The organism is Streptomyces sp. NPDC045968, assembly GCF_056430475.1.
The window spans coordinates 40041-60651 of the sequence record NZ_JBWKLF010000004.1 but is presented as its reverse complement, the minus strand read 5'-3'; the positions used below and the strand labels follow the sequence as shown (position 1 = coordinate 60651).

At 71.2% G+C, this 20611-nt stretch carries 20 protein-coding genes; 11 read left to right on the top strand and 9 right to left on the bottom strand.

Annotation, left to right across the window (positions count from 1 at the left end; genetic code table 11):
* Positions 1 to 154: 154 nt before the first annotated feature.
* Positions 155 to 1366: a pyridoxal phosphate-dependent aminotransferase gene (locus AC07FA_RS13205; RefSeq protein ID WP_479075277.1), complete on the top strand. Its 1212-nt coding sequence runs from the start codon at positions 155 to 157 to the stop codon at positions 1364 to 1366.
* Between the two features lie 90 nt (positions 1367 to 1456).
* Complete coding sequence (locus AC07FA_RS13200) at positions 1457 to 1858, top strand: SCO4983 family protein (protein WP_479075275.1); 402 nt, start codon at positions 1457 to 1459, stop codon at positions 1856 to 1858.
* A 125-nt stretch (positions 1859 to 1983) separates the two neighbouring features.
* Here the strand turns inward: AC07FA_RS13200 and AC07FA_RS13195 are convergent, their stop codons facing one another.
* Positions 1984 to 3810 (bottom strand): phosphoenolpyruvate carboxykinase (GTP), encoded by a 1827-nt coding sequence (locus tag AC07FA_RS13195; protein WP_479075274.1) that lies wholly within the window; start codon positions 3808 to 3810, stop codon positions 1984 to 1986.
* A 209-nt stretch (positions 3811 to 4019) separates the two neighbouring features.
* Here AC07FA_RS13195 and trhA point away from each other — a divergent pair, with 209 nt between their 5' ends.
* Positions 4020 to 4700: a PAQR family membrane homeostasis protein TrhA gene (gene trhA / locus AC07FA_RS13190; RefSeq protein WP_479075272.1), complete on the top strand. Its 681-nt coding sequence runs from the start codon at positions 4020 to 4022 to the stop codon at positions 4698 to 4700.
* Positions 4701 to 4778: 78 nt separating this feature from the next.
* Here the strand turns inward: trhA and AC07FA_RS13185 are convergent, their stop codons facing one another.
* Entirely contained in the window at positions 4779 to 6815 is a 2037-nt protein-coding gene (locus AC07FA_RS13185; RefSeq protein WP_479075270.1) for a thioredoxin domain-containing protein, read from the bottom strand.
* 45 nt (positions 6816 to 6860) lie between these two features.
* Positions 6861 to 7379, bottom strand: a complete 519-nt coding sequence (locus tag AC07FA_RS13180) for an FBP domain-containing protein (RefSeq protein WP_479075268.1) — start codon at positions 7377 to 7379, stop codon at positions 6861 to 6863.
* 166 nt (positions 7380 to 7545) lie between these two features.
* Here AC07FA_RS13180 and AC07FA_RS13175 point away from each other — a divergent pair, with 166 nt between their 5' ends.
* Positions 7546 to 10761, top strand: coding sequence for a tetratricopeptide repeat protein (locus AC07FA_RS13175; RefSeq protein WP_479075267.1), 3216 nt, complete (start codon positions 7546 to 7548; stop codon positions 10759 to 10761).
* Positions 10762 to 10934: 173 nt separating this feature from the next.
* Here AC07FA_RS13175 and AC07FA_RS13170 read toward each other — a convergent pair whose 3' ends face one another.
* Both AC07FA_RS13170 and mca read right to left on the bottom strand, forming a co-directional pair.
* Complete coding sequence (locus AC07FA_RS13170; protein WP_479075266.1) at positions 10935 to 11162, bottom strand: hypothetical protein; 228 nt, start codon at positions 11160 to 11162, stop codon at positions 10935 to 10937.
* Position 11163: 1 nt separating this feature from the next.
* Complete coding sequence (gene mca, locus AC07FA_RS13165) at positions 11164 to 12045, bottom strand: mycothiol conjugate amidase Mca (RefSeq protein ID WP_479075265.1); 882 nt, start codon at positions 12043 to 12045, stop codon at positions 11164 to 11166.
* Between the two features lie 97 nt (positions 12046 to 12142).
* Between mca and AC07FA_RS13160 the strand changes: the two genes are divergently transcribed.
* Positions 12143 to 12559: a DUF4307 domain-containing protein gene (locus AC07FA_RS13160; protein ID WP_479075264.1), complete on the top strand. Its 417-nt coding sequence runs from the start codon at positions 12143 to 12145 to the stop codon at positions 12557 to 12559.
* A gap of 144 nt (positions 12560 to 12703) precedes the next feature.
* Complete coding sequence (gene greA, locus AC07FA_RS13155; protein ID WP_479075262.1) at positions 12704 to 13201, top strand: transcription elongation factor GreA; 498 nt, start codon at positions 12704 to 12706, stop codon at positions 13199 to 13201.
* A 76-nt stretch (positions 13202 to 13277) separates the two neighbouring features.
* Here greA and AC07FA_RS13150 read toward each other — a convergent pair whose 3' ends face one another.
* From AC07FA_RS13150 to ilvA, 3 genes are all read right to left on the bottom strand, one after another.
* Entirely contained in the window at positions 13278 to 14129 is an 852-nt protein-coding gene (locus AC07FA_RS13150; protein WP_479075261.1) for an ABC transporter permease, read from the bottom strand.
* Positions 14126 to 15106, bottom strand: a complete 981-nt coding sequence (locus tag AC07FA_RS13145) for an ATP-binding cassette domain-containing protein (protein ID WP_479075259.1) — start codon at positions 15104 to 15106, stop codon at positions 14126 to 14128. The genes AC07FA_RS13150 and AC07FA_RS13145 overlap by 4 nt, the downstream gene beginning before the upstream one ends.
* An 87-nt stretch (positions 15107 to 15193) precedes the next feature.
* Positions 15194 to 16423, bottom strand: coding sequence for a threonine ammonia-lyase (gene ilvA / locus AC07FA_RS13140; protein ID WP_479075257.1), 1230 nt, complete (start codon positions 16421 to 16423; stop codon positions 15194 to 15196).
* Positions 16424 to 16578: 155 nt separating this feature from the next.
* Between ilvA and AC07FA_RS13135 the strand changes: the two genes are divergently transcribed.
* From AC07FA_RS13135 to AC07FA_RS13120, 4 genes are all read left to right on the top strand, one after another.
* Complete coding sequence (locus tag AC07FA_RS13135; protein WP_479075255.1) at positions 16579 to 17109, top strand: MarR family winged helix-turn-helix transcriptional regulator; 531 nt, start codon at positions 16579 to 16581, stop codon at positions 17107 to 17109.
* Between the two features lie 60 nt (positions 17110 to 17169).
* Complete coding sequence (locus AC07FA_RS13130; protein WP_479075254.1) at positions 17170 to 17667, top strand: sigma factor-like helix-turn-helix DNA-binding protein; 498 nt, start codon at positions 17170 to 17172, stop codon at positions 17665 to 17667.
* Positions 17664 to 17927, top strand: a complete 264-nt coding sequence (locus AC07FA_RS13125) for a hypothetical protein (protein WP_479075252.1) — start codon at positions 17664 to 17666, stop codon at positions 17925 to 17927. Before AC07FA_RS13130 ends, AC07FA_RS13125 begins: the two co-directional genes overlap by 4 nt.
* 77 nt (positions 17928 to 18004) lie before the next feature.
* Positions 18005 to 18196 carry a DUF1059 domain-containing protein gene (locus AC07FA_RS13120; RefSeq protein ID WP_479075250.1) on the top strand — a complete coding sequence of 64 codons (192 nt, stop codon included), beginning with the start codon at positions 18005 to 18007 and terminating at the stop codon, positions 18194 to 18196.
* Positions 18197 to 18264: 68 nt separating this feature from the next.
* On the opposite strand, the gene AC07FA_RS13115 is transcribed toward AC07FA_RS13120, so the two are convergent.
* Complete coding sequence (locus AC07FA_RS13115; protein WP_479075248.1) at positions 18265 to 19410, bottom strand: cystathionine gamma-synthase; 1146 nt, start codon at positions 19408 to 19410, stop codon at positions 18265 to 18267.
* A gap of 67 nt (positions 19411 to 19477) precedes the next feature.
* On the opposite strand from AC07FA_RS13115, the gene AC07FA_RS13110 reads away from it, so the two are divergent.
* Positions 19478 to 20581, top strand: a complete 1104-nt coding sequence (locus tag AC07FA_RS13110) for a hypothetical protein (RefSeq protein ID WP_479075247.1) — start codon at positions 19478 to 19480, stop codon at positions 20579 to 20581.
* The last annotated feature ends 30 nt before the right edge of the window (positions 20582 to 20611 follow it).

The following is a 20611-nucleotide window of genomic DNA, read 5'->3' as shown; positions in this document are numbered from 1 at the left end:
AAGCCGCGACGCCGCCCCGACCGGTCCTTCCGACGGTCCGGGGCGGTGGCCGGTCTGCCGATGGAAGACGGCGGCGCGGCCGGGGCACCCCGTTGGAAGGAACCGGCGGGGAATCTCCGCGCACCCGGCGAAACACGGTCGTAAGCTCGCAGACATGCAGGTCATCCAGTCCACGAAGCTCTCCGGCGTCTGTTACGAAATCCGGGGTCCGGTGCTAGAGGAAGCGATGCGGCTGGAAACAGCAGGCCACCGCATCCTCAAGCTCAACACCGGCAACCCCGCCGCGTTCGGATTCGAGTGCCCGCCCGAGATCCTCGAAGACATCCTGCGCAACCTCTCCGGGGCGCACGGCTACGGCGACGCGAAGGGCCTGCTGTCCGCGCGCCGTGCGGTGATGCAGCACTACCAGACCAAGGCGATCGACCTCGACGTCGAGGACATCTACCTCGGCAACGGCGTCTCCGAGCTGATCCAGATGTCGATGCAGGCGCTGCTCGACGACGGCGACGAGGTGCTCGTACCCGCTCCGGACTATCCGCTGTGGACCGCCTCGGTCTCCCTGGCGGGCGGTACGGCCGTGCACTACCGGTGCGACGAGCAGGCCGACTGGATGCCCGACCTCGCCGACATCGAGCGGAAGATCACCGACCGCACCAAGGCCATGGTGATCATCAACCCGAACAACCCGACCGGCGCGGTGTACGACGAGGAGATGCTGCGCGGGCTGACGGAGATCGCCCGGCGCCACCAGCTGGTCGTCTGCTCCGACGAGATCTACGACCGCATCCTGTACGACGGTGCGACGCACACGCCGACCGCGGCGGTCGCCCCCGATCTGATGGTGCTGACCTTCAACGGTCTGTCCAAGAACTACCGGGTCGCCGGTTACCGTTCCGGCTGGCTGGCGGTCTGCGGCCCGAAGGCCCACGCCTCGTCGTACATCGAGGGCCTGACGATCCTCGCCAACATGCGGCTGTGCGCCAACATGCCCTCGCAGCACGCGGTGGCCACGGCGCTCGGCGGACGCCAGTCGATCAACGATCTGGTGCTCCCCGGCGGCCGCATCCTGGAGCAGCGCGACGTGGCGTACGACCTGCTGACGCAGATCCCCGGGGTGACGTGCGTGAAGCCGAAGGGGGCGCTCTACCTCTTCCCCCGGCTCGACCCGAAGGTCTACAAGATCAAGGACGACCGGCAGATGGTGCTCGATCTGCTGCGGGCCGAGAAGATCATGGTGGTGCACGGTACGGGGTTCAACTGGCCGGAGCCCGATCACTTCCGGATCGTGACGCTGCCGCCGGCCAAGGATCTGGTCGCCGCCGTGACCCGGATCGGGAACTTCCTGGACGGCTACAGCCAGCCGTAGGCCCGCCGGAGCAACCTTTACCGGAACCTGAACAACTTTAGACTGAATCCAAGCTAGGATGGTTCTACTGCAACGCCAGGAGGCCATCCCATGTACGAGCCGATCCGCACCAAGTCGGTCCACACGACGGCCGGCGACGCCGATTTTCCGCACCGGACGCGTGAGGAAGAGCTGGACATCCAGCTCGCCGGGCACCTGGCCGCACTGCTCGCCGTGACCGATGAGCTGGGCCTCGGCCCCGCGGGCGACCGCATCGCCGAGCAGGTGGCGCGGCTGCGTGGCGCCCCGCCGGCGCGCCACGCGGGCCTGACCGAGGCGGCTCCGGCCGCACTCCACCAGCGCGCGCACGCGCTCGCGGGCCGCGCGCTGGTGGTGGCCGCGTCCCGCGCGGACACGGCGGCGGCGATTCTGGCGGCCGAGCGCATGGACGCGCACGCGGCCGCGTCGGCCGATGCTCCGGCCGCACCCTCGCGCCTCGTCGGCGCCCACTGACGGCCCCGGTCCACGGGTCTTCGAGGCGCGCGGACCGGGTGCCACCCACAAAGGCATACCGAGACACAAAGTCATACCGATACGAAAGGGGCGGCACCCGAAGGTGCCGCCCCTTTCGTGGAGCATCAGCCGAGACGCTGAACCAGCGCGCGGTACTCGTCCCACAGTTCCTTGGGCGCGTGGTCGCCGAAGGTGTTGAGGTGCTCGGGGACCAGCGCGGCCTCCTCGCGCCAGACCTCCTTGTCCACGTTGAGCAGGAAGTCCAGCTCGGAGTCGGAGAGGTCCAGGCCCTTGGTGTCGAGGGCGCCCTTGGCCGGCAGGATGCCGATCGGCGTCTCGACGCCCTCCGCCTGGCCGTTGAGGCGCTCGACGATCCACTTCAGGACGCGGCTGTTCTCACCGAAGCCGGGCCACACGAACTTGCCCGCGTCGTTCTTGCGGAACCAGTTCACGTAGTAGATCTTCGGCAGCTTGGACTGGTCGGGCTTGTCCGCGCCGACCTTGATCCAGTGGGCCATGTAGTCGCCCATGTTGTAGCCGCAGAACGGCAGCATGGCGAACGGGTCGCGGCGCAGCTCGCCGACCTTGCCCTCGGCGGCGGCGGTCTTCTCGGAGGCGACATTGGCTCCGAGGAAGACACCGTGCTGCCAGTTGAAGGACTCGGTGACCAGCGGGACGGCCGAGGCGCGGCGGCCGCCGAAGAGGATCGCCGAGATCGGCACGCCCTTGGGGTCCTCCCACTCGGGCGCGATGATCGGGCACTGCCCGGCCGGCACGGTGAAGCGGGAGTTGGGGTGGGCGGCGGGAACGCCGGACTCGGGGGTCCAGTCGTTGCCCTTCCAGTCCGTGAGGTGCGCGGGCGGCTCCTCGGTCATGCCCTCCCACCACACGTCGCCGTCGTCCGTGAGGGCGACGTTGGTGAAGACGGAGTTGCCGTACATCGTCTTCATGGCGTTGGCGTTGGTGTGCTCGCCCGTGCCCGGCGCCACGCCGAAGAAGCCGGCCTCCGGGTTGATCGCGTACAGCTGGCCGTCCTCGCCGAACCGCATCCAGGCGATGTCGTCACCGATGGTCTCGACGGTCCAGCCGTCGATCGTCGGCTCCAGCATGGCGAGGTTGGTCTTGCCGCAGGCCGAGGGGAAGGCGGCCGTGACGTACTTCGGCTCGCCCTGCGGCGGCGTCAGCTTCAGGATCAGCATGTGCTCGGCGAGCCAGCCCTCGTCGCGCGCCATGACGGAGGCGATGCGCAGCGCGTAGCACTTCTTGCCGAGCAGGGCGTTGCCGCCGTAGCCGGAGCCGTAGGACCAGATCTCGCGGTCCTCGGGGAAGTGCGAGATGTACTTGGTGGTGTTGCACGGCCACGGGACGTCGGCCTCGCCCTCGGCGAGCGGCGCACCGAGGGTGTGGACGGCCTTGACGAAGAAGCCGTCGTCACCGAGCTCGTTCAGGACGGCCTGTCCCATGCGGGTCATGGTGCGCATGGAGACGGCGACGTACGCGGAGTCGGTGATCTCGACACCGATCGCGGAGAGCGGGGAGCCGACGGGGCCCATGCAGAACGGGACGACGTACATCGTGCGGCCGCGCATGGAGCCGCGGAAGACACCGTTCTCACCGGTGAAGATGTCCCGCATCTCGGCGGGGGCCTTCCAGTGGTTGGTCGGGCCCGCGTCCTCCTCCTTGGCGGAGCAGATGTACGTGCGGTCCTCGACGCGGGCGACGTCGCTCGGGTCGGACGCGGCGTAGTACGAGTTCGGGCGCTTGGCCTCGTTCAGCTTCGTGAAGGTTCCCTTGGCGACGAGCTCATCGCACAGGCGCTCGTACTCGGCCTCGGAACCGTCGCACCAGACCACCTGGTCCGGCTCGGTGATGGCTGCGATCTCGTCGACCCAGGAGATGAGCTCCTGGTGGTTGGTGGGAACAGTGAGGGGAGCCGCGATGTCGCGCGCCACGATCGCTCCTTGTCGAGGGTGTCTGCTGGAAGGCCCCGTGGGGGCTGCGACCCGGATGCTTCGACGACTGCGTATTCCCATGGCGCTCATCCGGTGCCGACCGCACTCATTTGATCATCCGACTCTTGCGCCCATATGTCCAGGGGGCCGCACACGTGAGCATCGCCACTCCTCACGGCTACCTACGGAGGCGTAGGTAGCATGCTCGTATGACTGCCGCTGACGCCGCCGCCGCGCCCGTGATCACCGAGCCCGACTTCGCGTCGGTGAAGCCACGACTGCGCGGCTGGCTGCACACCGGAATGTTCCCGGCGGTCCTGATCTCCGGGATCACCCTGATCGCACTGACCGACACCACCCGTGCCCGGGTCGCGTGCAGCGTCTTCGTCCTGAGTGCCTGCCTGCTGTTCGGCGTCAGCGCGATCTACCACCGGGGCACCTGGGGACCGCGCGGCGAAGCCGTGCTCCGCCGGCTCGACCACGCCAACATCTTTCTGATCATCGCGGGCACCTATACCCCGCTGACCGTGCTCCTTCTCCCCGATTCCACCGGGCGGCCCCTTCTGTGGGCGGTATGGGTGGCAGCGGTCGCGGGAATCGCCTTCCGGGTGTTCTGGGTCGGTGCCCCCCGCTGGCTCTACACCCCCTGCTACATCGCGATGGGCTGGGCCGCGGTCTTCTTCCTCCCGGACTTCATGCGCACCGGCGGCGTCGCCGTCCTCGTGCTCGTCATCACCGGAGGCGTGCTCTACAGCGCGGGCGGCATCATCTACGGGCTCAAGCGCCCCAACCCGTCACCGCGCTGGTTCGGCTTCCACGAGGTCTTTCACTCCCTGACCCTCGCCGCCTTCGCCGCGCACTACATCGGCATCTCGCTGGTGGCGTACTAGGTCCTGGCTTGGTCCCGGACGGGCCCGCCCTGAAGGGCCCGCCCGGGACGGCCGCCGTCAGCCGCCAGCCGTCAGCCGTCAGCCGTCCAGCGTGCGCGCCAGCTCCCGCGCGTCCGTGGTCGGCGCGTCGCAGACGAAGTGCCGGCAGACGTACGCGGTCGGCTCGCCGCCCACCAGCGGCCGGTCCACGAGCAGCGGGAACTCCGTACCGGCCGCCGCCCCCTCGCCCACCGCCACCACCGCGCCGGGCGCCCGGCCCAGCAGCGCCGTCCGGTGCAGTTCCCCGCCGACCGGCCCGGCCACCGCGATCTCGCGCGGCCCGTCCAGCAGCGCTTCGGCCACCGCGAGACCCCAGCCGATGAAGCGGGGCGCACGCGGCCCGAGCGCCTTCACGACCCCGAGAGCGCCTTCCGCGGCGGTGCGGTGCGCCTCCGACCCGGTGTGGGCCGCGTACGAGAGCAGCGCGCCCGCCGCCGCCGTCCAGCCGGCCGGGGTGGCGCTGTCGGTGGGGTCCTGCGGCCTGCGGATGAGCTTCTCGGCGTCGTCGGCCGTGTCGTACAGCTGACCGCCCTCCCCCGCGAACCGCTCCAGCACGATGTCGAGCAGGAAGCCCGCGAACTCCAGCCAGACACCCTCGCCGGTGACGGAGGCCAGCGCGAGGAAGCCCTCCGCCACATCGCCGTAGTCCTCCAGCACTCCGGCATGCCCGCCCACGCGCCCGTCCCTGGAGGTCCGTGACAGCCGGGCCACCTCGCCCAGGTGGACCCGCACGAGCAGGTCGGCCGCCTCCGTGGCCCGCTCGATCAGATCGGGCCGCTCGAAGTACGCTCCCGTCTCGGCGAGCGCGGCGATCACCAGGCCGTTCCAGGCGGCGACGATCTTGTCGTCGCGCCCCGGCCGCACCCTCTCCCCGCGCGCCGCCAGCAGCCGGGCCCGCACCTCGGCGACCCGCGCCGGGTCCGCGTCCCGGCCCGTCCGCGGAAGCTGGAGGACGGAGGACCCTTCCTCGAAGGTGCCCTCCTCGGTGACGCCGAAGTACTCCGCGGCGAACGCGGCGTCCTCCTCCCCCAGCACCTCCCGCAGCTGCGCGGCCGTCCACACGTAGTAGGCGCCCTCGACGTGGCTGCCGTCCCCGTCCTCGCTGTCGGCGTCCAGCGCCGAGGCGTAACCGCCCTCCGCCGTACGCAGTTCGCGCACCATGAAGTCGGCGGTCTCCAGCGCGATCCTGCGGGCCTGCTCGGAGCCGGTGGCCCGCCACACGTGGGCGTACACCCGGCAGAGCAGCGCGTTGTCGTACAGCATCTTCTCGAAGTGCGGCACCAGGGCACCGCCGGGCCGCTGGCGCAGTACGTACCGGTGGAAGCCGCCGCCCAGCTGGTCGAAGAGGCTGGAGCGCGCCATCGCGTCGCAGATGCCCTCGGCCATCTCCAGCGCCCCGTCGGACCCGGTCCGCGCGTGGTGCCGCAGCAGGAACTCGATCAGCATGCTCGGCGGGAACTTGGTGTCGCCGCCACCGAGCCACCCGCTCTCGGTGTCGTACTCCCGGCTGATCCCGAGCAGCGCCTGCGCCAGCTCCGCCTCGCCGGGCAGCCCGTCGCCCGCCCCGGAGACGAGCTCGCGCGCCGCCAGATCGCGGGTGATCTTCTCCGCGACCTCCCCGACCTCCTCGCGCCGGCTCGTCCACGCGGAGTGGACGCCTTCGAGCACTTGCAGGAAGGAGGGCAGGCCGTGCCGGGGCACGGGCGGGAAGTACGTACCGAAGTAGAACGGCTCACCGTCCGGCGTCATGAAGACGGACATGGGCCAGCCGCCCTGCCCGGTCGCCGCCTGCACGGCCTCCATGTAGACGGCGTCCACGTCGGGGCGTTCCTCGCGGTCCACCTTCACCGAGACGAAGTGCTCGTTCATATAGGCCGCGGTGGCTTCGTCCTCGAAGCTCTCGTGGGCGAGCACATGGCACCAGTGGCACGAGCTGTATCCGACGCTCAGGAACACCGGCACGTTGCGCCGGCGGGCTTCCTCGAAGGCGGCGGGCTCCCACTGCCACCAGTCGACGGGGTTGTCCGCGTGCTGAAGGAGGTACGGGGACGTGGCGTGCGCGAGTCGGTTCGGCATGCCCCAATCCTTGCGTACGCGGCGGAGCCCCGACCACACGCCACGTCAGAGCGCCGAACCGCGCCCCTCGGTCACCCTGGCGGCGAAGGCGTCCAGGTTTGCCGTCATGCGGGCGACGCGCTCCTCCACGTCGAGCGACTCCTCGTAACGCCCGGCCCGCAGCTTCGGCTGCCGCTTTCCCCGCACGTACAGGGGGCAGGCGAGGTCCGCGCAGATGTAGATGCCGACCGTGTTGCCCTCGCGGCCCTTGGCGCCCGCCAAGGGGGCGGCGAGCAGGGTGACTCCCGAGGAGGCGTGTCCCGTAAGGCAGATCTGGCAGAGGCTGGACTTCACGGCGCTGGTACGCCGCAGGGCGGGCACGCGCAGGGAGAATCCCAGGGGGCCGTCCGCCCGCGGCAGCACGATGTGGGCCCGCAGCGGGGCACCGGGATCGACCCAGCCGAGGAAGTCCAGGTCCTCCCAAGGCAGTTCACCGAAGTCGAGCGGCAGCTTGAGCCGCGCCGCCTCGCCCTTGGTGCAGTTCACGAAGGACGACCTGATGTCTCTTTCACTGAGCGGTTCCACGGGCGTCGACACTACGTGGCTGATGAACGCATCGCATCCCGGTTTTCGCCACCCCGGGAGCACCCGCCCCCGGGAGCGCCGGTCGGCATGCCTACGGAGAAACGGGGAAGCAGTCTGCGCAAACCGCCCGCGCGCACAGACCGCACCGGGTGACCGAGGGGGACGCATGCGGGACAGCCATCGGGCCGAAGCCGAAAGGCTCCTGGTACGCGCTGTGGAGGAAGAGGCGCGCCGGACCGGCGGGCGGAGCGACTCCGGCGCGCTGATGGCGCGGGCGCGGGCCGCCCTCGACACCATGGCGGCCGGTGCGGGCGAGGAGTACGCCGCGTACGTGCAGGCGCTCGACGCGGCGGAGACGGGGCAGCGGCCGCTGTCGCAGCGGTTCAGCAGGGCGGCTCTCGGAACACCTCTGCTGGTGACGGGGGTCGCCTCGGCGGCCGCGTTCGGCGCGGACCTCGCGCTCGGCACGGCCACCGGTCTGGCCGCCGGCGCGGGCGCCGCCGTCGCCGTCGCGGGTGCCGCGGCCACCGTCGCCAAGGTGACCGTCTCCCACTGGCCGGCCGCCCACCGCAGGGCGGGCGCCCTGAACCAGCCGGGCGGCCCCGAGCAGCTGAGACTCCAGTGGCTGGCGGCACTGGAGGTACGGGGCATCCGCCCGTACCTCGACCAGCAGCGGATGCTCGGCGCCGCCGCCCGCCCCGCGAAGAAGGCCGCCGCCTCCGTCGTACCGCAGCTGCGCGGCGGGGATCGCAGCGCGGCGGCCCGCACCCGCTCGCTCCTCCAGCAGTCCTTCGCTCAGCTCCCGGACGACGACGGCCCGTTCGCGGGGCGGCGTACCGAGCTGGCGCAGATCGCCCAGTGGGTGCGTACGGCCCGCGCGGCGACGGAGACCAGGCCGACGGTCGTCGTGCTGCACGGTGCGCCCGGCACCGGACGCACCGCACTGGCCGTACGGGCGGCGCACGCCCTCAAGGACCAGTTCCGGGGCGCGTGCGTGGTCGATCTGCGCGGTGACGTGGCCGGGGAGACGCCCCTGCCGACCCGCGACGCCCTGCTGCACCTGCTCAACCGGCTCGGCGCCCCCCGCGAGCAGCTGCTCTTCCGGGAGAGGGCCTCCGCCGAGCAGCAGGTACGACGGCTGAGCGAGCTCTACCACCAGCACCTGACCGGCACACCCGTCACGATCGTCCTCGACGACGCCACCGACGCCGCCCAGGTCCGTACGCTCCTGCCGGAACGTTCCGACAGCCTGGTGCTCGTCACCGCCCGCGCACCGCTCGACCTGCCCGGCTCCGTCCCTGCCTGGGTGCACCAGCTGCCCGTCGGCGGCCTGGACGCGGCGGGCGCCGAGGAGCTGCTGCGCGAGGCGGGCGACGAGGAGGAGGGCGGGCCGTACGACTACCCGTCGACGGACACCGTCGTGCAGCTGTGCGGCGGGCTGCCGCTGGCGCTGCGCATAGCGGGCTCCGCGCTCGGCGCCCGCACCCGCAGCGCCCTCGCCGCCGACCTCGGCGCCTACGGTCCGGTCGCACCGGCCGAGCGCGCCCTGTGGCTGCGCTACACCGACCAGCCCGAACAGGCCAGGCGGCTGCTGCGGCGGCTCGCCCTGGCCGGCCGGGCGAGCCTGGGCACGGCGGCGGCCGCCGCCCTGCTGGGCACCGACGAACAGGAGGCCGAGCGGCTGCTGACGGCACTGGCCGGGGCCGGCCTCCTCTCCCACGTACGCGGCTCGCGCTACCGGCTGCACGATCTCGTACGGGGCTTCGCCCTGGCCCGGCTGCTCGACGAGGAGGAGCCCGCCGAGCGCACCGCCGCCCAGGAACGGCTGATCCAGAGCTACGCGGAGCTCGCCGACGCGGTGATCCGCATGGTCGACGGCAAGATGTCCACCCGTGCCGGACAGTTCGGCGCCCATGGGTTCAGCTCGCTGGACGCGGCACTGCGCTGGCTGGACGACGAGTCGAGCTTCATCACCTCGGCGCTGCGGCACGCGGAGGACGTGGACCAGGGCGCGGTGCTCCACCTCCTCGGCGCGCTGTGCGACTACTGCCTGCTGCGCGGGGACCTCTACCGGCTCGGCGAGATCAGCGAGCTGACGCAGGCCGTCGACAAGGGGCTCCTGGAGCGGTCGGTCCAGTGGCGTACCGGCATCGCGGCCCGGCAGCTCGGCGAGCTCGACAAGGCCCGCACCACGCTGTCCTCCGTCGTCGGTCTGTACCGCGAGGCGCAGAACGACGCGGGCGCGGCGCTGGCGCTCTGCTCGCTCGGCATCACCCTCCACCACCAGGGCAACCTCACGGAGGCCTCCGCGCGACTGCGCGAGGCGCTCGCCCTTCAGTCCTCCGACGAGCAGGCCGAGGACCGGGCCTGGTCCCTGCACGCCCTGGCCGCCGTCGAGCGCGACCGCGCCAATCTGGCGGAGGCCCTCACTTTGCTCGACACGGCGCTGACGCTGCACCGGGAGGGCGAGTCCCTGCACGGCGAGGCGTGGACGCACTTCCAGCTCGGCCAGGTCTGTCTGCGCATGGGCGAGGTCGCGCGGGCGGAGGACGCGCTGCGGACCGCGCTCGACCTCTACGGGCGCACCCGCGACGAGCGCGGCACGGCCTGGGCCCTGACCCAGCTGGCCCGGGCCCGGCTCCTCGACGGCGACCCGGAGCCCGCGGCGGAGCAGCTGGGCCTGGCCCTGTCCCGGCACCGGGACAACGAGGACGCCCGGGGCGAGGCGTGGACGCGGTACTACCTGGGCCAGGCGCTGGAGGAGACCGGCGACGCCGACGAGGCCGTACGCGAGCTGGAGCGGGCGCGCACGATGTTCTCCCGGATGCGCGATGTGTACGGGCTGGCGTGCGCCCGGCACCACTCGGGACGGGTGACCCGCGACCAGCGGGCGGCGCGGACGGGGAACCTGCGCAACTCGGGCTTCGCCCGCCAGCTCCTGGTGGACGCGCGGGCCGACTTCCGGCGCATCGGCGTCGCCCACGGGGAGGGCTGGACGTGTCTGGAGCTGGCGTTGATCGACGCGGGCAACAACCGGGCCGGTCAGGCGCTGGCCCTGTGCGACGAGGCGGCCCTGCTGTTCGCCTCGTACGGGGACGATCGCGGCGGGGACTGGGCGCGCTTCCTGCGGTGCACGCTGCTGCCGTACGCGTCACCGGGCGGCAGTGAGGTGGGCACGGCGGTGGCCCAGCAGGAACTGGCGGAGCTGCTGGCCGCCGGGCACCCGAGCCGGGACCCGAAGCTGGAGGACTGCGGCGAGGCGTTCGCCGTGATCCTGAACCGGGGGGTGGACCTGGAGGACGGCTGGCAGGCGTGGCGCCTGGGCCTGACGCCGGCACGGCATGCGCGGGAGGTCATGGGTGTGCGGGTGGAGCGTGCGTGAGGGTCGCCGGTGCGGGGGTTCTGTCTCAAGCGCCGGACGGGCTGCCGTACAGGAGGGTCCCCGCAGGGGCGGGCGTAGGAGCCGGGCCGCATTGCGGACCCGGGTGCCGCGCCCGCCCCGAGGAGACACTCCGGAGGGACCCCACCCGACCCACCACGGGTCAGGTGGTGGGCCTACTTACCGGCGGCGGAGCCGGAAACGGTCGCCGGTTCCGCATCAGGGTCCGGCGCCTCCTCGAAGTCGACCTTGCCCATGTGGCGGTTCATCGACTTCATCAGCAGCCACACGCCCACGGCGAGAGCCGCGAAGACGATGAAGCCGAGGACGCCGGGAGTCACCTTGTTGTCGTCGACCTCCTTGGCGAGAGGGACGAGGTGGGTCAGTGCCTGGGTCGCGTACATATCAGGCATTGTCGCGGATGCCCGCGAAGAGGTCGCTCTCGGGGAGGGATGTATCGACCAGAGACTTCGCCAGCTCGTACTCCTCGGTCGGCCAGACCTCGCGCTGGACGTCCATCGGAACCCGGAACCAGCCGCCGTCCGGGTCGATCTGCGTCGCGTGCGCGATGAGCGCCTTGTCGCGGATCTCGAAGAACTCGTCGCACGGAATGAACGTGGTCAGCGTCCGCTCCTCACGCACGAACTCCTTCCAGCGCTCCAGCCACTCCCCGTACGGGGACTCCAGGCCGCGGGCCAGGAGCGCCTCGTGGAGGGCGACCGTGCGCGGCCGGTTGAAGCCCTGGTTGTAGTAGAGCTTCTGCGGCGTCCACGCCGGACCGAACGTGTCCTCCGGGAACCTCTCGGTGTCCGCCGCCCCGTCGAAGGCGATCATCGAGATGGTGTGGGTCTTGATGTGGTCGGGGTGCGGGTACCCGCCGTTCTCGTCGTACGTGGTGATGACCTGCGGCCGGAACGCACGGATCTTCGCGACAAGACGCCCCGCCGCCGTCTCGTCGTCCTCCAGTGCGAAGCAGCCCTCGGGCAGCGGGGGCAGCGGGTCGCCCTCGGGCAGACCCGAGTCGACGAAGCCGAGCCACTCCTGCTCGACGCCCAGGATCTCCCGGGCCTCGTCCATCTCCTTCTTGCGCACCTCGTGGATGTTCTCCTCGATGTACGCGTCCCCCTGGAGCTTCGGATTGAGGATGGAGCCGCGTTCGCCCCCGGTGCAGGTCACGACCAGCACGCCCACCCCCTCGGACACATACTTGGCCATGGTGGCCGCGCCCTTGCTCGACTCGTCGTCGGGGTGGGCGTGAACGGCCATCAGGCGCAGCTGCTCAGTCAAGACTCGATCCTCAGTGATTGGTCGCGATGTGCGGCTTCTATAGTGACCGAACCGGGGGGCGGAAAATTCCTCGATCCCCGGCACAGGAGGAACGATCATGACGGCGGTACGCGAGGCGGTGCCCGACGGGCGCTACGGCCGGTCCGAGGATCAGCGCGCCGACCGCAAGCTCAAGATCATCGGAGCCGCGCTGGGTGCCGGCCTGCTGGGCGTGATCGTCTGGATCGGCGTCGACTACGTCGGCGGCCAGGACATCAGCGCCGAGGTCATCAAGTCCAAGGTCGTCTCCGACACCCGGGTCGAGGCCCACCTCGAAGTCCGTAAGGACCGGGACGCCGGCGGCTACTGCACCCTGCGCTCGCTGAGCGAGGACGGCAACGAGGTCGCCCGCAAGGACTTCCGCTTCGACGAGCGGAGGGACAGGATCGACGAGGTCGTCTCCCTGCGTACGACGGCCAGGGCGTCCGCGGTCGAGCTGATGGGCTGCACCGCGGATGGCGGGTCGGCGCGCTGACCTGCCCGGTCCCGCGCGCAAGCCGTTTACCTTCTCCCCCTTTTCCTGCGGAATTGTTAGGCTCGTGGTTTCGCCCACCCGTGGACGCACATGCTTCTGGGTAGGGCGATGCTTTGTATTCCCAGTACCGACGAGGAGCACCCTGTGACCCAGACCAGCGATAACGTCACCTGGCTCACGCCGGAGGCGTACAACCAGCTCAAGGCCGAGCTGGAGTACCTGTCTGGTCCCGCGCGCACGGAGATCGCCGTAAAGATCGCGGCGGCCCGTGAGGAAGGTGACCTCCGGGAGAACGGCGGCTACCACGCGGCCAAGGAGGAGCAGGGCAAGATGGAGCTCCGGGTGCGCCAGCTGACGCAGCTCCTGGAGAACGCCAAGGTCGGCGAGGCCCCTGCCGACGACGGCGTCGTCGAGCCCGGCATGATCGTGACGATCGCCTTCGACGGTGACCCGGACGACACCCTGGAGTTCCTGCTCGCCTCGCGCGAGTACGCGAGCTCGGACCTCGAGACGTACTCCCCGCAGTCCCCGCTCGGCACGGGCGTCAACGGCAAGCGGATGGGCGAGGACGCCGAGTACGAGCTGCCGAACGGCAAGACGGCCAAGGTGAAGATCCTCTCGGCGAAGCCGTACACCGGCTGAACCGTCCCCTGACGAACAGAGAGCCCCGGCCGTGCGTACACGGCCGGGGCTTTTTCGTCGTGTCAGGGCGCGGAACTCAGGCGGTCGCCGAGCGGTACTTGCGGACCGCGAGGGTCCGGAAGACCACGATGATCACGGCGGACCAGAGCAGGGACGCCCAGACCGGGTGCTGCATCGGCCAGGCGTCGGACTGCGACACGCCGGGGTTGCCGAACAGTTCGCGGCAGGCCTGCACGGTCGCGCTGAACGGGTTCCAGTCGGCGATCGGCTGGAGCCAGGACGCCATCTGGCTGGAGTCCACGAAGGCGTTCGAGATGAACGTCACCGGGAAGAGCCAGATCAGCCCGCCGGAGGTGGCCGCCTCGGGGGTGCGTACGGAGAGTCCGATCAGCGCGCCGATCCAGGAGAACGCGTACCCGAGGAAGAGCAGCAGCCCGAACGCGGCCAGTGCCTTCGCGAGACCTTCGTGGACGCGCCAGCCGACGAGCAGGGCGACGATCGCGAGGACGACGACGGTCAGCGCGGTCTGTACGAGGTCGGCGAGCGTACGGCCGGTGAGCACCGCTCCACGCGCCATCGGCAGGGAGCGGAACCGGTCGATGAGCCCCTTGTGCATGTCGTCCGCGATGCCCGCCCCGGCGCCGGCCGTGGCGAACGTGACGGTCTGGGCGAAGATGCCCGCCATCAGGAACTCCCGGTAGAGCGCCGGGTCGGTGGAGCCGCCGACGCTCATGGAGCCGCCGAACACATAGCTGAACAGCACCACGAACATGATCGGCTGGATGAGTCCGAAGATGACCATCTCGGGGATGCGCGTCATCCGGATCAGATTGCGTTTGGCGACGACGAGCGAGTCGGTGACCGACTGCGCGAGACCGCCGCGCGGTCTGCGGGTGTGCACCTCGGCGGCGTCCGTTACGGCGGTCATGCGACGGCCTCCTTGCCGTTCTCCCCGTTGGTCTCCAGCTCCGCGGCGTGGCCGGTGAGCGACATGAAGACGTCGTCGAGGGTGGGGCGGCGCAGACCGATGTCGTCGATCTCGACGCCGCGGGCGTCGAGGTCGCGGATGACCTCGGCGAGCAGTTTGGCCCCGCCGCTGACCGGGACGGTCAGCTTGCGGGTGTGCGTGGCGACGGAGACCTCGCCCTCGCCGAGGGCGGTGAGCACCTCGCGGGCGCGTTCGATCTCGTCCCGCTGGTGGACGACGACCTCCACGCGCTCGCCGCCGGTGCGGGCCTTCAGCTCGTCGGAGGTGCCGCGCGCGATGACCTTGCCGTGGTCGATGACACAGATGTCGTCGGCGAGGTGGTCGGCCTCCTCCAGATACTGCGTGGTCAGCAGGAGCGTCGTACCGCCCGCGACGAGTTCCTGGATGACCTCCCAGAGCTGCTGCCGGTTGCGCGGGTCGAGTCCGGTCGTCGGCTCGTCCATGAACATGACGGGCGGGGAGACGACGAGCGCCGCCGCCAGGTCGAGACGCCGGCGCATACCGCCGGAGTACGTCTTGGCGGTCCGGTCGGCCGCGTCGGCGAGGTTGAACCGGTCCAGGAGCTGCCCCGCCCGGGCCTTCGCGTCGCGCGCGCTCATCTGGTAGAGCTGCCCGACCATCTGGAGGTTCTCGCGGCCGGTCAGATACTCGTCGACCGCGGCGAACTGGCCCGAGAGGCCGATCGAACGGCGCACCTCGTTGGGATGCTTCAGTACGTCGATGCCCGCCACGACCGCCGTGCCGCTGTCCGGCTGGAGCAGTGTCGTCAGGACGCGCACGGCGGTGGTCTTTCCGGCACCGTTGGGCCCGAGGAGGCCGAGGACCGTGCCTTCCGGCACCTCCAGGTCCACGCCGTCCAGTGCTCGTACATCGCCGAAGGTCTTCACCAGACCTTCGGCATATATGGCGCCTGGCATGTGGGATTCCCCCCAGTTGCTTTTTGGGTGACTTCCTGTGCAGATCCTAGGGACGTCACGCCCGGCGCGCGCGGTGAAACCGGGGATTCAGGTCATCACCAGGTAGCCGGCGTCCCGGAGCGTCGCCGCGACCTCCTCGCAGTGCGCGGGGCCCTTCGTCTCCAGATGCAGTTCGACCTCCGCCTCGGTGAGGCCCAGGCGCGGATCGGTCCGCACATGGCTCACGTCGAGGACGTTGGCGTCGGCGACGGAGAGCGCGGCGAGGAGGGTGGCCAGCGCGCCGGGGCGGTCGGTCAGCCTCAGCCGCAGGCTCAGATAGCGGCCCGCCGCCGCCATGCCGTGGGTCAGGACGCGCTGCATCAGCAGCGGGTCCACGTTGCCGCCGGACAGCACCGCGACGACCGGCCCGGTGAACGCCCCGGGGTCGCTGAGCAGCGCCGCGACGGGGCTGGCCCCGGCCGGTTCGACGACCAGTTTCGCCCGCTCCAGGCAGAGCAGCAGCGCGCTGGACAGCTCGTCCTCGGAGACCGTACGGACCTCGTCGACCAGCTCCTGGACGAGCCGGAACGGGATGTCGCCGGGGCGTCCCACCTTGATCCCGTCGGCCATCGTCTGCGGCGAGGCGACCGCCACGGGGTGGCCGGCGGCCAGCGAGGGCGGATAGCCCGCCGCGCCCGCGGCCTGCACACCGACGATCCTGACGTCGGGGCGCAGCGCCTTCACGGCGACCGCGACGCCCGCGGCGAGGCCGCCGCCGCCGATCCCGACGACGATGGTGCGGACCTCGGGGCACTGTTCGAGGATCTCCAGGCCCACGGTGCCCTGCCCGGCGATGATGTCCGGGTGGTCGAACGGGTGGATGAAGACGGCGCCGGTCCGTTCCGCGTACTCCTCGGCGGCGGCGAGCGTCTCGTCGACGACGTGGCCGTGCATCCGGACCTCCGCGCCGTAACCACGGGTCGCCGAGACCTTCGGCAGGGGTGCGCCGACCGGCATGAAGACCGTGGACCGTACGCCGAGCAGCGAAGAGGCGAGTGCGACACCCTGCGCATGGTTTCCGGCACTCGCGGCGACCACTCCGGCCGCCCGCTCCTCCGGGGTGAGCCCCGAGATCCGTACGTACGCGCCGCGCAGCTTGAACGATCCGGTGCGCTGGAGGTTCTCGCACTTGAGGTGGACCGGCGCGCCGACCAGCTCGGTCAGGTACCGGCTGCCCTCCATCGCGGTCACGCGGGCCACGCCCGAGAGCATCTTCCACGCCCCGCGGACATCGTCGAGGATCACGGGAGGAAAGGGGCGGGACGTACGGAAGGTCATGACAGCAAGTCTTGCAGCTCGGGCCGGGCGCGGCCGACTCGTCTCATGGCGGACTGCGGTGTTGTCCACAGGTTTGTGCAGCGCTGGTACGCGTTGCCCCGTGGCCGCGTACTCTGTCCCCCACTCATCCGACACCGCACGAAGAGAGCCCGGCCATGCCCCCTCAGGACATGACGACTGCTGCGTCTCCTACCGGGGGCGCCGCCCCCGGCGACCCGGGTACCGACCACCTTCTCGACGCGCTCCAGCACCAGGTGGCCGTCTTCGCCCGCCGTGCCGAACAGACCCGCCTCGGGGGTGTCGGCCAGGTCCGCAACTCCATGGACCGGGCCGCCTATCTGCTCCTGAACCGGCTGGACAAGGAAGGCCCGATGGGCGTCAAGGCGCTGGCGGCGGGCATGGGCATCGACTCCTCCACCGTGACCCGCCAGGTCGCGCCCCTCGTCGACACCGGTCTGGTCAAGCGCACCTCCCACCCGGAGGACGGCCGCGCGGTCGTGCTCCAGCTGTCCCCGCGCGGGCAGGCCCGTCTCGACGAGGTCCGTTCCTCGCGGCGCGAGCTGATGTCGCAGGTGACCGACGACTGGAGCACCGAGGAGCGCGACACGTTCTGCACGCTGCTCACCCGGTTCAACGCCGCACTGGCCGCGCGCCAGGCCGCGCACCAGGCCCAGCCGGAGGACTGACCGCGGGCCCGGTCGCGCACGCCTCTTGACCCGGGGCTCCCGCCGGGTCTCCGATGGGGTATGCGAGAGCGGCGGGCCCGTCAACAACGCCGCCGCGCCCAGGAGTTCGAGGACTTCGTCGCGGGCGCGGCAGGCCGGCTGCTGCACACCGCCACCCTTTTCACGGCCGAGCCCGCCGAGCCGCCGGGGGCGAACCCCCGGGCCCTGCGGCTACTGACCTCGGCGCTGGCGCACACGTACGCGCGGTGGGACCCGCGCGGCGAGGACCCGTACGACCGGACCCGCCAGGAGCTCGTCACCCGGTTCGCGCGCGAGGCGTGGCGCCACCACCGGCCGCGCGGCGGTCTGCTGGAACGGCTGGCCCCGCAGGAGCGCCTGGTCCTCGTCCTGCGTCTGTACGAGGGGGTCGCGGAGGAGCAGACCGCCGCGCTCCTCGGTCTGCCCGCGGAACGGGTACGGGCGATCTGCTCCAGGGCCGTCGTCACGATGTACGCGCCCCCGGAGCCGCCGAGGCGCCCGGACCGCCCCGCCGCACGGCTGCTGAGGGGCACACGATGAGCGCACGCCGTGACCGTCCCGACCGGAAGGTGGACGAGGTCCGCCGGATGCTGGAGGAACCGCGTCCCCAGGTGCCCGCCGATCTGGCGCTGCGGTCGGCGGAGCGTGGCGCCCGGATCCTGCGCCGCCACCGCGCCGCGCGCCGGCTGGCGGTGTGCCTGATGTGCGCGGCGGTGGTGGCGTTCGTGGTGTGGGCGGGAGTGACCCGGCCCTGGGAGATTCCGCCGGCGGGGACGACACCGCCGCTGGAGGGCTGGTGAGGCGGCCGCCCGCGCGGTGAGCCGTGCCGGACCTATTCTGGAAGGGCCGGCATGCGGTACGAGCCGAGGAGGCCGTCATGACCAGGAAGATCGCCGACTGCCGCAAGTACCCGAGCGTTTCGAACTGCAGCCTCACCATCTCCGGTGAGGAGGACGAAGTCGTACGGGCCGCCACCGAGCACGCTGTTTCGGTCCATGAGCACACCGACAGCCCGGAGTTGCGCGCGGAGGTCCGCGCCTCCCTGGAGGACGAGAAGGCCGGCGTCTGAGTCCAAGGGGACGGGCCGCCCGGCGGTCGGCAGTGCGCTCACGACCGCCGGACACGAAGCCCGCCGTTCTAGCCGAGCGCCTGGGTGAGGTCGGCCAGCAGGTCGTCCGCGTTCTCGATGCCGACGGACAGACGGACCAGGTCGGCCGGGACCTCCAGCGCAGAGCCCGCGGCGGAGGCGTGCGTCATCCGGCCCGGGTGCTCGATGAGCGACTCGACGCCACCCAGTGACTCGCCGAGCGTGAACAGCTTGGCGCGGTTGCAGACCTCGACCGCCGCGGCCTCGCCGCCCGCGACCCGGAAGGACACCATCCCGCCGAACGCCTTCATCTGCTTGGCCGCGATCTCGTGCCCGGGGTGCTCCGGCAGTCCCGGGTACAGGACGCTGTCCACCTTGGGGTGGCGGGTCAGCAGGTCGGCGACCTTGGTGGCGTTCTCGTCGTGCCGGTCCATGCGGACCGCGAGGGTCTTGATGCCCCGCAGCACCAGCCACGCGTCGAACGGTCCGGCGACCGCGCCCATCGCGTTCTGGTGGTACGCCAGCTCCTCGGCCAGCGTCGGGTCGTTGGCGATCAGCGCACCGCCGACGACGTCGGAGTGACCGCCCATGTACTTGGTGGTGGAGTGCACCACGACGTCCGCACCGAGGGCGAGGGGCTGCTGGAGGTAGGGGCTCGCGAAGGTGTTGTCGACGACCAGCCGCGCACCCGCCTGGCGGGCGACTCCGGCGACGGCCGCGATGTCCGTGATACCGAGGAGCGGATTGGACGGGGTCTCCACCCAGATCGCCTTGGTCCGCGGCGTGATCGCGGCCCTGACCGCACCCACGTCCGAGGTGTCCGCGACGGAGAACTCCACGCCCCAGCGCGAGGCGACCTTCGCGAACAGCCGGAACGTGCCGCCGTAGGCGTCGTTCGGGATGACCACGTGGTCGCCGGGCGTCAGCAGCGTACGGAGCAGGCAGTCCTCGGCGGCGAGGCCGGACGCGAAGGCGAGTCCGCGGCGACCGCCTTCCAGGGCCGCCAGGTTCTCCTCCAGTGCGGTACGGGTCGGGTTGGCGCTGCGGCTGTACTCGTAGCCGCCGCGCAGTCCGCCCACGCCGTCCTGCTTGTACGTGGAGACCTGATAAATGGGTGGAACAACGGCGCCGGTCAGGGGATCGGCGGTGTTGCCCGCATGGATCGCGAGAGTCTCGAAGCTGTGCTGGTCGCTCATGAGGTCCGAGCGTAGTTCGTCACGAGGGCGCTCACAGGTCACTGCGCCGTACGGGGACAATGGCCGTATGGAGATTCTCTGGTTCCTGATCGCGCTGTGCATGCTCGCCGCCGTCGTCGGCCCCTTCGTGCTGCGCCGTCGGGGCGGTATCCGTCAGGTCGCGCCCGGTTCCCCCGACGCCGCCGACCCGGACACGTACGGATTCCTGCGCCAGGAGGAGCTGGACGTCCGGATGCCGGGGCCGGACCAGGACCTGATCGATGTCCTGGACGTCGTGCAGGCCACCCAGGACTGGCGGGCCGCCTCCCAGCTGCTGGCCGGCACACCCAAGGAGAGCGAGGTGCGGTGGCAGCGGGTGCAGGCGTTCGCCGGTGCGGCCTCGCTCGAACTGATGCGGCAGCCGGGCGTCGGCGGCGCGTGGCTGCGCGCGTGGCGGGCGGAGTCCCCGAAGGACGCGGGCGGCGCGGCGGTGCACGCGGAGTTCCTGGTGCAGCAGGCGTGGCGTTCCTCCGGTGCGGGTGAGGACGACTTCCGGATCATTCTGGAGGAGGCCCGTACGGTCTGCGGCGAGGCCGCTCTGCTGGCGCCTGGCGACCCCGTCCCGTACATCGCCGAACTGGCCGTGGCCCGTGGACTCGGTTACTCCCACGAGCAGTTCGACCAGCTCTGGGCGAAGATCATCGACCGGGCGCCGGCGCACATGGGAGCGCACATCGCGGCGCTGCACTTCTGGTGCGAGAAGTGGCACGGTTCCCGCGAGGAGGCCGAGCGCTTCGCGACCGCGGCCGCCGCCCGTGCCCCGCGCGGCTCACTGCTGGCGGCGCTGCCGCTGTTCGCGGTGTACGAGCACCTGCCCGAGGTCAATCTGGTGCAGGGTTTCTACCGGGGTGTCGTGGTGACGAAGGCGGTCGAGGGCGCGCTGTTCGCGGTGCACGCGGCCCGCGCCGACGATCCGATGCTCGCCCACGTCCGCCATCTGCTGGTGATGTTCCTCGTCCGGATGGAACGCTGGTCGGAGGCGATGAACCAGCTCGTGCACATCGACGGCCACGTGGGCGCCCTGCCGTGGACCCAGGACCCGGACCCGGCCGCCGAGTACACCGTCTACCGGGCTCTCGCGGTCGCGGGCTACGAGGCGAACGGCGGCAGCCCGGCGACGCTGCCCGGTTAGCCGGCGCCAGGGAAGGGGCGCCGGAATCCA